Source organism: Kribbella sp. NPDC051587, from assembly GCF_044453945.1.
Lineage (GTDB): Bacteria > Actinomycetota > Actinomycetes > Propionibacteriales > Kribbellaceae > Kribbella.
The window spans coordinates 32,063-45,420 of sequence record NZ_JBITDE010000009.1 but is presented as its reverse complement, the minus strand read 5'-3'; the positions used below and the strand labels follow the sequence as shown (position 1 = coordinate 45,420).

Genomic DNA, 13,358 nt, shown 5'->3' with positions numbered 1-13,358 from the left:
GTTCCGATAGAACGGAATGAGGCCCGATGAGCGTGGCCTTAAGCCTGCGACGGCGGCTCAGCGCCATGCCAGCAAGCAGGGCAATTTCTCTATAGTGTTCGAGACCACAATTGGGCACTGCGCGGGGAGGGTTTTGAGTGCCGAGCATCTTCGACAACCTCACCGATGAGAGCCGTCTCGGTCCGGCCCTCCGGGGCGACTTGAGTAACTTCGACTCAGTAGATGTCGCGACAGGATATCTGGACCTGCGCGGCTGGAGCGGGTTCGCCGACATCGTGGCGACCAAGCACCAGGGAGAATCCAACCGCCCGATTGCTCGAGCCCTGATCGGGATGGTGATGCCGTCGGAAGCCGCCGCCATGCTGAGCGGCCTGCAGGAGCAGGTGCAGCCGGCAGCGTATGGCGCGGACGTCAACAGCCTCGAGAAGGCAATGGCGGCCAAAGAGCTACTGGTGCGGCACCTGCGCAATCAACTGATGCGCGGCCTTCCCAACCAGACCCAACAACGCGTGCTACAGCAACTGCGTGCCCAGCTGGCGTCTGGGGCCGTGGAAATGAAGGTCTTCACCGACGCCCCGTTGCACGGGAAGACCTACATCTTCCACGCACCTGGGAACCCCTACCTCGAGAAGCGCGCCTATGTCGGCTCGTCAAACCTGACTGCTGCGGGATTCTACCGAAACCTCGAGCTGAACATTGACGTGGTCGACGCCCAGGCCACCGAGAGGCTCTCCGGGTGGTTCGAGGACCGGTGGAGTGCGCCGTTCTCGCTGAAGATCACCGCCGAAATCATCGACCTCATCGAAGACTCGTGGGCCTCAGAGCGGCAACCGACGCCATATGAGGTTTACCTCAAGGTCTGTCACAGCTTGTCAGAGGACGCCCGCGAGGGCATGGGGTACGTGCTGCCGCCCTCGATGCAGAATCTGCTCCTTGACTACCAGGAGACCGCCGTGCGCACCCTCGCACGCCGCATTGTGCGTCGCGGCGGAACGATGCTCGGCGATGTCGTCGGACTTGGCAAAACGCTGACCGCAGTCGCAACCGCGCTGATGCTGGAGGCCGCTGAGGACTACAGCACGCTTGTGCTCTGCCCGAAGAACCTCGAGCGGATGTGGGAGGAGCATCTCGAGAGGTACGAACTCACTGGAGCCCGAGTCATCCCGTACTCGATGGCTGATAAGCGCCTCCCCGAACTCAAGCGGTTCCACTTGGTCATTTGCGATGAGTCGCACAACTTGCGTAACAACACCACTAAGGCCTCGGAAGCCATCAGGGAGTACGTGCGGCGCAACGGCTCGAAGGTCCTCCTTCTGACCGCAACGCCGTACAACCTCGCGTTCGCCGACGTCGCCAATCAGATCGGCCTATACATCGATGATGACGAAGACCTCGGGATCCAGCCCACGGTGGCCCTGGGCAAGGACCCAGCGCTAGCCGACAAGGTCGATGGGAAGGTCACCACTCTCGCGGCGTTCCGGCGCTCAGAAGAGCCCGAGGACTGGAAGCGACTCATGTCCGATCACCTGGTGCGTCGCACACGGTCGTTCGTGAAGCGCACCGCGAAGAAAGAACATGTTGTCCAGGCTGACGGAACGGCGGCGGATCAGGAGTATTTGCAATTTGCCAACGGTCAGCGGTTCTACTTCCCCAACCGCGTCGCCAAACCTCTGAGCCATTCGTTCGCCGCCGATGACCCGGCACGGCTTATGGAGGAAGACGACACACTGGACGCGATCCGGGATCTCACGCTTCCGCGATACCGACTGGCAGAGTACGACGATCCGAAGGCCCCGCACGCCGAGCGGGATGTCAGGACCCTAGCCGATATCCGCTCGGGGCGCGGCAACGTCAGCGGGTTCGTTCGCATCGGCCTATTCAAGCGGTTGTCGTCTTCCGGGCATTCGTTCATCCTCAGCCTGCAGCGTCAGCGGGCTCGCAACGACCTGTTCATCTACGCGATCGATCAGAGGCTCGACGTACCGCTGGGCAGCTTCAGCGATCACCAGTTCATGGTCAGCGACCGCGAGCTCGACGACGAGATCGACCTGCATGGCAGCATGGACATCCGCTATAACGACCTCCAGCGCAAGCTTCCGCCGTCGACCAAGTGGCTAAGCACGAAGATCTTCAAGAAGGCGCTACGCAAGGACCTCGAGCGGGACAATCGGATCCTGACTGAGCTGCTACAAGGTTTTGGCGCATGGGACTCGAGCAAGGACTCCAAGATCAATGCTTTGGTTGACCTACTACGCACAGAGCACCCCGGTGAGAAAGTGCTGGTCTTTACCGAGTACGTCGACACTGCAGGGTACATCGCCGATGCCCTGCGAGAGTCCGGTATAGAGAATGTCGGGCTCGCTACAGGGGAGACTGAGGACGCGGCTGGTATAGCACGTCGATTCTCACCAGATAGCAACCGGCTGCCCGGCGCGGCGGAGGCGCGCGACGAAGTCGAGGACCCCGTCGACGTGCTGGTCGCTACGGACGTCCTGTCCGAGGGACAGAACCTGCAGGACTCGCACATTGTCGTGAACTACGACCTCCCCTGGGCGATCATCCGGATCATCCAGCGAGCCGGGCGTGTCGATCGGATCGGGCAGAAAGCCGAGGAGGTCTTCATCTACTTGATCACGCATGAGAAAGTCGAGCAGGCTACCCGACTGCGGCAACGAATCCGCCAGCGGCTGGGAGACAACGCCGCGGCGTTCGGCTCCGACGAGCGGTTCTTCGGCGACGAAGACGAGATCAACATCATCGACGACCTATACAAGGGGAGCATCCCCGACGACGACCAGCTCGACGCCAGCGAGGGTGAGGCTGACGCAGTTAGCGAGGCCTGGCTGGTCTGGTCGCGAGCGAAGGATGACAAGCCAGAGCTGGCACGCAAAGTTGCCTGGATGCAGGACATGGTGCATAGCACCCGAGACCCCTACGATCATGAGACTCGCAGCGGCGTCACCTGTTACGCGAGCACCACTTCAGGAGTCGACGCGTTCGCAATGTCCTACAGCGATATGGAGGGCAACCTCGTCGAACGCCTCATTACTCCACTTGAGGCACTTCACATCTTCCGGGCACAGGAGTCGACGCCTACAGCAGAACTGCGGACAGATCATTTCGAGCGAGAGACCAGGCTCGTCCGGGATAGGTTGACCACTGAAATGGTCGCGGCCGGAAACCTGCGGGGGATCCGCAAGTGGGTCGTCGAGCGACTTGGGGGCACGATCTTCGGCGCCGATGCCAGCGAAGCACTGTCCGCGATGATGGATCGGCCGCTTACCGAATACGCAAGCGCCCGGCTGCGGCAGGCTCGTCGTGGACGATACGGCGATCAAGACCTTGCCGACTTGGTGAAACAGCTACACGAAGACGAGCGCCTGGCTATCGGCACAAGCGAGCGAGACGAGATCAAGATCGTATGCTCAATTGGGGTGACAGATCGATGAGTGACGACCTGGTTGCGAAGTCGGAGAAGCGTGACTACGCCGGGCTGTTCCGCTTTGATCTCTATTGGGGCGCTCCCGACCAACGACCTTTAGTCCTTGAGCTAGATAACGGCGCGACGCTGACTGCCACTAATGTATCGTCCTACAAAGGCCTCCGGGTTTGGGAAGTACCGGCGCTCCCAGGATCTGCGATTGAGGCGCGACTTGATCAGTTGATCGCAAAGACCACCACGAACCGGTTAGTGATCTTTCATGAGGCCGACAAGCAAGCGTGGCGGTGGCCCTCTCGCAGCAGCAAGGGCGCCGGCGTCGCTTCTCGAACTGCACGCCACGTGCATAGGACAGGTTCGAATGACCCTCGCTTCGCAGAGAAGCTCGAGGCCATCCGACTGCCCGATGACGTACTCCTGGACGTCAACGCTGTGCTGGCGAAGGTGCGTGCCGCGTTCGACGTCGAAAGCCAGCACGAGACAAAGCAGGCGTCCAGGCTCATGGCGCGAATGTACGCTGCGATAGAGAAAGCCTATCCGGACGGCTATAACTCCAAGAAGCGCGACCATGAGATCTCCGTGAGCCTGGCTCGGGCACTCTTCCTGCTCTTCGGGGACGACACGGAGATGTGGGCATCAGACCTGTTCCAGGACTTCGTCAAGGATCACACCGCACGGGCCGGTTCCGACATCGGAGACCGGTTCAATGAGCTGTTCGAGGTTCTCGACACTCCCCCGAACAGCCGGGCTGGCCTGCCAGCGGAACTGCGGTCGTTTCCGTATGTCAACGGCGGCATCTTCTCGGAGAAGATCCAGTTACCGGCGCTCAACCAGGACTTCCGTGATGCCATCCTGGATGCCTGCGCGGTGGACTGGTCGACAATCAGCCCGGCGATCTTCGGTTCGATGTTCCAATCTGTTCGCGACGCTCAGACCCGACGTGACCTAGGGGAGCACTACACCTCTGAGGAGAACATCAAGAAGACCCTCGAGCCACTCTTCCTCGACGAGCTTCGGGCCGAGCTCGGGGCGGCGCTTGGCAGGGATACCACCCGGAAGAAGCTCAACGCCCTGCGGGCGCTGTGGGACAACCTTGGCGCGATCCGGTTCATGGATCCGGCGTGTGGGTGTGGGAATTTCATCATCACTGCTTACAAGCAGCTGCGCCTGCTCGAACTCGACGTGATGCTCGCGCTCCAGGAACTCGAGGGTTCCACTCAGCTCTCCTTCGATCCCACGCTCGACCTAAAGGTCACTCTGGACCACTTTTACGGGATCGAGATCGACGAGTGGCCTGCCCGGATCGCCGAGACCGCAATGTTCCTCGTGGATCGTCAGTGTGACCTCCAGCTCAGAGAACGATTCGGAGAGGCGCCAGAGCGGCTACCGATCCAGCGAGAGACCCGCATCGTCGTCGGAAGCGCCCTGCGGATCCCGTGGGAGGAGGTCTGCCCGCCATCGGCCAATGTGATCGTCGCAGGCAACCCTCCGTTCCTGGGGCATGCAACGAGATCAGAGTCCCAAGCCGAGGAACTTCGTGACGCTTGGGGTCGCGATGACATTAGCCGGCTGGACTACGTCACAGGCTGGCACGCGAGGGCGCTCCGGTATTTCGCAACCACAGACGGCCTCTGGGCTTTCGTCACGACGAGTTCCGTCACTCAGGGAGATCCGGTCCCGCACCTGTTCGAGCCGATCTTCGCTGGCGGGTGGCAGATTAAATTCGCCCATCGCACATTCGCCTGGGAGTCAGAGGCCACCAACGCTGCAGCCGTTCACTGTGTGATTGTCGGGTTCGCACGCAGCCCTGCGAAGCCGCTGCTGTACGACTACGACACCCCGAAGGCCAAGCCCACCGTCATCCCCGCGAAGCGCATCAACGGGTACCTCGCTGACGGCCCGATCGTCTACGCGATCAAGCGCTCGCAACCCATCTCTCCGGTGCTCGCTCCCGTCACATTCGGGGCAATGGCTCGCGACGGCGGCCACCTGATTGTCGAGCCAGAGGAGGTAGACGAGGTTCGCGCAGACCCCATTGCGCGCAAGTACCTCCGCCGCTTCCTCCAGGCACGTGAACTGCTCCATGGTGGGGACCGGTGGTGCCTGTGGATGGTGGACATCGACCCGGCCGACATTGCGAAATCACCTGTACTGCGTCAGCGCCTTGATGCCGTACGCGAGCTCAGATCGCAGAGCCGAGCTGCGTCTACCGCGGCGATGGCAGCGACGCCCCACCTGTTCGGCCAGCGTCCAGCAGTTCACGACGTGCCATTCGTCGGAATTCCGCGACACGTGTCCGAAGACCGGCACTACTTCCTGGTGGCGCGATTCGGTCCCGAGGTCATATGCGGCGACGCGAACTTTATGGTCTCGGATCCCGATGGGCTGGCGTTTGCGATTCTGACGAGTTCGATGTTCCTTGCGTGGCAGAAAACAGTGGGCGGTCGACTCGAGTCTCGACTGAGATTCTCGAACACCATCGTCTGGAACAATTTCCCGTTCCCTATGCCGGATCCACACGTTCGAGACGCAATCATTGCATCAGGACAAGCGATCGAGAGCGCACGAGCAGAAGTGGGCACAGGTCCGCTCGCCGACCTCTATTTGCCTGGCGATCTCGATCCGCGATTGAAGGCGGCTCACGACGCGCTGGACTCAGCAGTCGACGCAGCTTTCGGCCGATCCGGCGGCCCAGGCATGTCGGAGCTCCAACGCGAAGACATCCTTTTCGAGTGCTACGCGGAGATGACCTCCGATCTTCTCAGCGAACGGATCCAACGCCGGCGGCGATGACATAGACAAGAGCACTACTCAGGACCCCTGCCCACGCCTCTCCCTGCTAGGCCCGTCCGTGCAGTCCAGTTGGCCTCGGGTCTGGCCGCTCACCACACGGAGGAGCGAGTGCCTGCGCGGCCCAACAGCACCGCTTCTCGGTCCACGGCTGCCGGTGCCCATCCGGCTGCTCGCCTGCTGTGTGAAGGTTCGTATCACACCGTTGACCAGGCGAAGATTCTAGGAAGATCTTCTTGACTTGCTTCCTAGGAAGGCTATCTTGAAGGTATGGCTAAGGTAAAGAATCGTCTAATGCCAACTGGTACTTGCTGGTGTGGCTGTGGCGCGGAGGTCGGCCTCGGCTCGTTTTTTTCCCAGGGGCACGACAAGATCGCCGAAGCCGCCCTGTTGGCCGCACGCTACGGCAACTCAGTGGCACAGCTAATCGCTCAGCACGGGTTCGGGCCGGAAGTGAGTGTTCGTGACGCTGCCGTACTAGCCGGGTACTGGGAGCGATGTCCTGGCGTGGAGTGTAACTATCTCGGCGCTCCTGCGAGCATCCGCCTTCACCGCAGGAAAGCCCAGCACTAGACCCAAGCACAGGATTGACCGACCGTTCGCACTTGCATGGAGCGAGAACGCTACTGCCGAATCGACCCAATCATCGTCAGCAAGGTGTTCTGTGCCGCGCCACCTGGACGCCCCGCCGGGTGCGGCGCCCGCCACGCCTCGGCATTTCACCCAGACCCTGCCCAAGGACGGCACGATCTCCTTCCGCGCCCCGATCTGTCCACCTGCGCATACCCCTAGCGCAGGTCGGCCTGGTCGCACAGACTGGCGTCCGGAGTTCCGGCTACGTCGGTACTTGGAGCGTCGAGTCACCAACTACCGAGATGATGCATCAGCGCGAACGCGAGGATTTAGGGGATGAGAACTGGTGGGGTTTCAGACACCGCTTTATGAGTTGAGCGACTTTCTGAGGTGGACGACGGGTGGGAAGGTTCAGCTGCCCGACTTTCAGCGGGGCTACAAGTGGGAGGACGAGCGCATTCGTCAGCTGCTTGTGACGATCTTGCGGGGTCATCCGCTTGGTGTCGTGATGCTGCTGAAGGCTGGGACGACCAGATCCGGTTCAAGCCTCGGCCGGTCGAGGGGGTCGTGCTCGCGGAGGCGACTGAGCCCGACTGGTTGCTACTCGATGGTCAGCAGCGTTTGACCTCACTGACGCAGGCTTTGACCGGCACCGGCGTGGTGGATACCGAGGACAGCCGAGGGAAGAGGTTGGCACGTCGGTACTACGTCCACATCAAGACGGCTCTCGCCGGTGACGACAGGATCGATGAAGCAGTCGTCTCCATCCCTGGCGACGGAGTCGTTCGGACCAACTTCGGCAAGACCATAGTGCTCGATCTCTCGGATGAGGACAAGGAGCGCGAGCACGGGTACTTCCCGCTGCGACTGCTCTTTTCCGGCGCCCAGACGGTCAACTGGCTCTTTGCACTGCCCGACGGCAGCGGGGCTGACTTCCACGCAAACGTTATCGGCCCAGCGTCGACGTACAACATCCCTGCCATCGAGTTGGACACGGCGACCAGCAAATCGGCTGTGGCTACAGTCTTCGAGAAGGTCAACACTGGCGGACTTCCGCTGAACGTCTTTGAGCTCCTCACTGCCACTTTCGCCGGCGACAAGGCCTACTACGACGCGCATGGCGAGGACTTCCGGCTCAACGACGACTGGCGTGAGACCAAGCAGGCTTTGGCCGCCTACCCCGTCCTGGACCACCTGGAGAACACAGGCTTCCTGCAGGCCATCGGTCTTCTCGCCTCCTACCACGGCCCGACCGCGACGACAGCCAAGAAGGAGGACATCCTCCGGCTTGAGCTGACCGACTATCTGGCGTGGGCACCGAAGGTCCGTGAGGCGCTGAAGTGGGTCGCTGGGTTCCTCGACGCTCAGAACATCCACACCGCGCGCGATGTTCCGTACCCCAAGCAGATCGTGCCGCTGGCGACGATCCGGGTGGTGCTCGGTGAGGACGCCGACATTCACGGTGTTCGCAAGGCGTTGCAGCAGTGGTACTGGTGTGGAGTGCTTGGCGAGCTCTACGGCGCAGCCATTGAATGCCGGTTTGCTCGAGATCTCGAGCAGGTGCCGGCGTGGGCACGAGCCTCCGGTGACGGCGTGGCTCGTCCGAAGACCATCGACGACGCCAGCTTTGTCGAGTCACGGCTGCACTCGATGCGGACCCGCAACTCTGCTGCCTACAAGGGTGTATATGCCCTGTTGATGGGACAGCACACGGTGGACTGGCTGATGAATCAGCCATTCAACAAGGCGCATTTCCTCGACATGCAGGTCGACATCCATCACGTCTTCCCCAAGGCGTGGTGCATCAAGAACGAGATCGACGAGGAGCTCCGCGAAAGCATCGTCAACAAGACACCGTTGGCGAAGCGGACCAACATCAAGCTCAGCGGGCATGCGCCATCGATCTACCTCAGCGCTCTCGAGACCCAGGTAGGCATACCGGCGGACGAGCTAGACGCCATCATCGCCGCCCACCAAATTGATGTGGCGGCGCTACGCGAGAACCGATTCCTCGACTTCTTCGTCGCTCGCCGGGCGGCCCTCTGCGCCCTGATCCAAGAAGCCATGGGCAAGTCTGTCGCCCACGACATTGGTTCTCGGTCGGTGGAGGGCGGCACGGAGACGTCGGAGGCGTTCGAGCCAGAGCCTGAGGATCCCGAAGACCAGGAGACCGACGGACCCGAGAGCTGACGGCCGGCAGCAACGAGCATCTATGCACGGAACCGGAGTTGAGATGGGACTTCAAGCAGACGGAGACTCGATCAATATCGCGCAGTCCAAGGTCGCGCTAGAGAGCCTGCTGGCCCTCCAAGTCGAGACGAATCGACTCCTGTGGGCGCTCCTGCTTGAGACTGGAAACGCCCCCATGCACGCGGAGGTCGGACCGCAGGTCAACCCGGCCGCCTATCACGTACCAAAAGCTGGCTTCTTCACAGGACAGCGGCGCATCAAGGACAAGAAGATCTAACTCTCTGTGGGATACCCCGTCGGGTGACAACTGGCGGGTTATCCCACGGTGATTACGTCTGGGCGTTGTTGATGAAGGCTGCAGTGGTTACTGGGGGGGGTAGGTCGGAGGTCCTGCTGATCGGTGGGTGGAGTGGGGTGATGAGAGCGTTGTGGTCGGCTTCGTAGAAGTAGATCAGGGATAGAGCGTCTACTCAGCCAGCCGATGCCAGCGCCCTTCCAGCTCCTCGAGACTCATGACCCCATACGGCCAGGGAGGTCCAACGAACGGCTGCTGGGTTCGTGCTGCCGGCATCACACCAGCAGAGACCGGACGAGGCGAGGCCCCGGATGGTTGGGCGCGGGCGGTAGCACGCTGGGGTGGGCGGTAGCCCGGAGGGGTAAGGGTGGGCGGGTGCGGGCGTGGCGGGAGCGACGAAGGAGCGAGTGCGTAGCACGCGGGGATGGTTGGAACCGTCTGGCGCGGACCGCGGTTGGTGCGGTCGACAGTTCGGCGTACAGGACCTACTTGACGGTGATGGCGTCGAGGCGTTCTTTGATGAAGGCGGCTGTGGTGACGGGGTGTAGGTCGGTCACCTTGCCGATCGGTGGTTGCAGCGGAGTGACTAGCGCGTCGTGGTTGGCTTCGTAGAAGTAGATCAGCGAGACGAGGTCCTCCTCGGGCGCTTGCGGTTGGGGAGGCAGTACGCGGTGGCGGCCTGAGGGCCAGCGGTGGGCGGTCCAGTGTTCTAGGAGGTCGCCGATGTTGACCGTTAGGGCGCCGGGTTGCCAGGGGGCGTCTTCCCAGCCGGCTGAGGCGGAGTGGACCTGTAGGCCGCCAGCGCCTGGTTCGCGGTCCAACACCGTTACGGTGCCGAAGTCGGTGTGGGGGCCTATGCGGAATTGGCCTGGTTCGGGGGCGCCTACGACCGTTAGGGGTGGGTAGTGGTTGATGTTCATTGTCCAGGTGGGGCGATCGGCCAGGGTCACAAAGGGATTGGTCGGTAGGCCTAGGGCGTGGGCGAAGAGGGCTAGTAGGTCGTCGGAGAGTTGGCGCATGGCGGCGGTGTACTCGGTGACGAGGGCTTGTAGGGAAGGGACTTCGGTGGGCCAGACGTTGGGGGCGAACCAGACTTGATCAACCTCGGCGTCGCCGGTGGCGGTTTCGGCGCCTAGGGAGTAGCTCTCTTTGAGGTCTGGTGGGGACTCGGTGCCTTCGGCGTAGGCGTTGGCTTCTGCGCCGGGGCCCAGCCAGCCGTGGCCGCCGACTGGTACGGAGTAGCGCGCTTTGACCTCAGTCGGCAGGGCGAAGAACTCGCGGCTGGCTGCTCGCACGCGTGCGGCTAGGTCGGGGTCTACGCCGTGGCCGGTGACGAGGATGAAGCCGGCGCGTTGCAGGCCTTCGTCGACTTCGGCGGCGACTGCGTCGGCTTCGGTGCCGCCGGCGTACCAGCGGGAGATGTCGATGGTGGCGATCGCACTCATTCAGAAACCCCGATGTCTTCGTTCCATAAGGACGGGTTCGCGGCGATGAACTCGGTCATCATCGTGACACAGCGCGGATCGTCGAGAAGAGTTACCTGTACGCCGTGCTCGGCGAGCCAGTCCTGACCGCCTTCGAACGTGCGGTTCTCGCCGATGATCACTGCACCGATGCCGAACTGACGGATCAGCCCGCTGCAGTACCAGCACGGCGACAGGGTCGTCACCATGATCGTGGAGCGGTACGAGCGTTGGCGGCCGGCGTTGCGGAAGGCATCGGTCTCGCCGTGCACCGAAGGATCGTCGTTCTGCACACGACGGTTATGACCAGTGCCCAGAAGCAGGCCGGACGCAGAGAACAATGCCGCCCCGATGGGGATCCCGCCCTCTGCCAAGCCTTTACGCGCCTCCAAAACGGCGACGTCGAGCATCTCGGACGGGGTCATGCTGCGGCCAGCTCGGTAGCGATTCTTGACCGGCAGAGCAGCAGGTAACCGCCGCCTGCAAGGAGAAATCCGACGAAGAAGGTGATGTCGCCGAGCCCAGGAACGGCCTTGGTGACGAAGCCGGTGAACTTCTCCTGGTTGGAGAACAACAGGACCGATCCGATCAACCCGACAAGGAACGAGAGCAGGCCACCCCAGTTCGCGTAGGAGACGTCATACAGGAAAGGGGCGATCGTCTGCGAGCGCCGCAGGTATTGATCGGCGAGCACGACGCCGAGCCAGGGGCCGACCCAGTAGGCGATGATCAGCAGGAAGGCTTCGTAGCTGGTGGCGGCGTCGGGGAGCGCCCACCACGCGACGAGGAATCCCGCGACGCCGAAGAACACGGTGACCAGGGCGCGAGCGATGTGCGCGGGCAGTCGCACACCGATCGTCACGAAGGCCATGGCGCCGGAGTAGATATTGATGGAGTTCGCGGCGATCGCGCCGATCGCGATGGCCAAGAGCGTGGCCTTGGCAACCGACGAGCTCAACTCACCGGTGAATGCTTGAGTTGGGTTGTCGGACAGGGCCGGCCCGATGGTCACCGACGCCGCGCCGACGATCTCCAGCACCGTGCAAGACACGAACAGGCCGGCCGACGCGAACAGCCCGGTCCGAAAAGCAGACACTCGGGATGGCAGGTAGCGCGTGTAGTCGGCGGCGTACGGCGTCCACCCGGCGGCGTAGCCGAACGCCGTACCGACTGTCAGGAGGAAGCCGCCGAAGGAACCGTTACCTACAAGGGGATCCAGCGCGGGTGCACCGGCGTGCGACTTGATCAGGATCGCGATCGAGGCGACAGCGAAGATCACGGCCAGAGCCGGGAACGCATACTTCTCGAACGCCTGCACCAGGTTGTGGCCGCAGAACGCGAGCGCCGTCTGGACGAGCACGATGATGATCAGCCCGAGCAGTGGACCGATACCGAAAAGCGCGGACAGCGCGTAGGCGCCGCTGACGCTGTTCGTTGCGAACCAGCCCACGCCGGCCGTGATCGACATCAGTACGGCGGGCAGTGCATTCCCCTTGAACCCAAACGCCAAGCGCCCCGCCACCATCTGCGGAACGCCGTGCCGCGGCCCACGCGCTGACAGAAAGTAATGCGCTACCGCCCCCAGCCCCGTGCCGACCGCGACGCCCGCGACCGCTTGCCAGAAGGTCATGCCGTAAACGGCCACAGCCAGTACGCCGACGAAGATCGTCGCGAACTCGAGGTTGGGCGACATCCAGGTCCAGAACAACTGGCTGGGCCTGCCGTGCCGGTCCTCCTCGGCGATCGCCTCGTTCCCGCCTGGCTCGACCGCGAACACGCGGTCCCGGTAGGTCCCGTCGGTCGTCGGTTCAGCCGCTGTCATTCGAAAAGTGTGGCGCGCGTTGCGCAGCCCGGCAACGGATTCGGGCCGGCATCTCGAATGCCGTCGTACCAGTTGACGCCAAATATTGTCGGAGCGGGCTGCCAGGATGGTCACATGAATCAGGTGGTGGGTGCGCGGGAGGCTTCAGAAGCGGTTGAGGATGCCGGGTGGAGGTTCTTGCTGGGCAGTTTGCGGACGTCGGTCCCGGTCGATTCGCTGGCTGCCGCAATCGGGTTGGCCGCGGACGCTGTCGCGATCTGCGGGGACGCTGCCGATCAGCATCTTGCCGTCGATGCTCGCCCCCATCGGGTCGTCTTCACGCTGCAGTCGGTGGAACACGCGGCCGTCACCACCTTGGACGTCGAACTCGCGCTTCTGATCTCTGCCGCCACCGGGGCGCTGACCGTGCCCGCGGTCCAAACGCTGGAGATCGCGATCGATGCTCTGGAAATTGCCGCGATTCGGCCGTTCTGGAAGGCGGTACTGGGCTACGCCGATGAGGCTGGTGCCGACGGACCGAAGGATCCGATCATCGATCCCGTCTGGCAGAGCCCGGCGATCTGGTTCCAGCAGATGGATCAGCCGCGTCCGCAGCGCAACCGCATCCATTTCGACCTCTGCGTACCGCATGACGAGGCACCCCGACGCCTCGAGGCCGCGCTCGCAGCCGGCGGCCGGGTCGTGTCCGCGACGCGTGCCCCCGCCTTCTGGGTGCTCTCCGACCTCGAGGGCAACGAAGTCTGCATCACCACGTGGCAGGGTCGAGACTGACCCCAGCCGGTTGGC

The 13,358-nt window shown here is 62.7% G+C and carries 9 protein-coding genes; 6 read left to right on the top strand and 3 right to left on the bottom strand.

The annotated features are described in order from the left end of the window. Positions 1-137: 137 nt before the first annotated feature. The 5 genes from ACIA49_RS28145 (at position 138) to ACIA49_RS28125 (ending at position 9,269) form a co-directional block, all read left to right on the top strand. On the top strand, positions 138-3,449 hold the full coding sequence (locus ACIA49_RS28145) for a helicase-related protein (RefSeq protein WP_396380365.1): 3,312 nt from the start codon (positions 138-140) through the stop codon (positions 3,447-3,449). Next, the gene (locus ACIA49_RS28140; RefSeq protein ID WP_396380363.1) at positions 3,446-6,232 is read left to right on the top strand and encodes a class I SAM-dependent DNA methyltransferase; all 2,787 of its coding nucleotides are present in this window, start codon (positions 3,446-3,448) and stop codon (positions 6,230-6,232) included. The genes ACIA49_RS28145 and ACIA49_RS28140 overlap by 4 nt, the downstream gene beginning before the upstream one ends. A 916-nt stretch (positions 6,233-7,148) precedes the next feature. After that, positions 7,149-7,427: a DUF262 domain-containing protein gene (locus ACIA49_RS28135; protein WP_396380361.1), complete on the top strand. Its 279-nt coding sequence runs from the start codon at positions 7,149-7,151 to the stop codon at positions 7,425-7,427. Next, positions 7,370-8,992, top strand: coding sequence for a DUF262 domain-containing protein (locus ACIA49_RS28130; protein WP_396380359.1), 1,623 nt, complete (start codon positions 7,370-7,372; stop codon positions 8,990-8,992). Before ACIA49_RS28135 ends, ACIA49_RS28130 begins: the two co-directional genes overlap by 58 nt. Positions 8,993-9,014: 22 nt before the next feature. Beyond that, entirely contained in the window at positions 9,015-9,269 is a 255-nt protein-coding gene (locus ACIA49_RS28125) for a hypothetical protein (RefSeq protein ID WP_396380357.1), read from the top strand. 503 nt (positions 9,270-9,772) lie between these two features. On the opposite strand, the gene ACIA49_RS28120 is transcribed toward ACIA49_RS28125, so the two are convergent. Genes ACIA49_RS28120 through ACIA49_RS28110 form a run of 3 tightly spaced genes read right to left on the bottom strand, consistent with a single transcriptional unit; the run spans position 9,773 to position 12,572 of the window. Then, positions 9,773-10,732, bottom strand: coding sequence for an isopenicillin N synthase family dioxygenase (locus ACIA49_RS28120; RefSeq protein WP_396380356.1), 960 nt, complete (start codon positions 10,730-10,732; stop codon positions 9,773-9,775). Next, entirely contained in the window at positions 10,729-11,175 is a 447-nt protein-coding gene (locus tag ACIA49_RS28115; protein ID WP_396380355.1) for a nucleoside deaminase, read from the bottom strand. The genes ACIA49_RS28120 and ACIA49_RS28115 overlap by 4 nt, the downstream gene beginning before the upstream one ends. Continuing rightward, positions 11,172-12,572, bottom strand: a complete 1,401-nt coding sequence (locus ACIA49_RS28110) for a purine-cytosine permease family protein (protein WP_396380353.1) — start codon at positions 12,570-12,572, stop codon at positions 11,172-11,174. The genes ACIA49_RS28115 and ACIA49_RS28110 overlap by 4 nt, the downstream gene beginning before the upstream one ends. A 57-nt stretch (positions 12,573-12,629) precedes the next feature. Between ACIA49_RS28110 and ACIA49_RS28105 the strand changes: the two genes are divergently transcribed. Further along, positions 12,630-13,343, top strand: coding sequence for a VOC family protein (locus ACIA49_RS28105; protein ID WP_396380351.1), 714 nt, complete (start codon positions 12,630-12,632; stop codon positions 13,341-13,343). Positions 13,344-13,358: the final 15 nt, after the last annotated feature.